The sequence below is a fragment of the Pseudomonas sp. 102515 genome, from assembly GCF_031085165.1.
In the GTDB taxonomy this organism is placed as follows: domain Bacteria; phylum Pseudomonadota; class Gammaproteobacteria; order Pseudomonadales; family Pseudomonadaceae; genus Chryseomonas.
Map to the genome: position 1 here is coordinate 1 of NZ_JAVHTY010000028.1, position 223 is coordinate 223.

A 223-nucleotide genomic window follows, 5' to 3' on the forward strand; every position below is an offset into this window, starting at 1 on the left:
GGCATCGAGCCGCCCCGGATGCTGGCGCAGGATCTCCATGGCCACGGTGCCCTGGCCGGCGATGACGTCCGGATCGTCATAGGGCGGCACGAAGGTGTAGCCCTGTTCCTCTACCAGGCGCAAGGCCTCGGCCAGGGCCTCGGGAAAGGCGTCGCCGTGCAGCACCACCTCGCCACCGCGCGATTGCACGCCGATGACCTTGAGCTCGGGGGTGGTGCGCGGC

General features: G+C 70.4%; 1 protein-coding gene. It reads right to left on the bottom strand.

The window, feature by feature from the left end; genetic code table 11:
* Positions 1-223 (bottom strand): pyridoxal-phosphate dependent enzyme (locus RCF34_RS22845; RefSeq protein WP_308710168.1); only part of this gene is annotated, 223 nt, incomplete at both ends.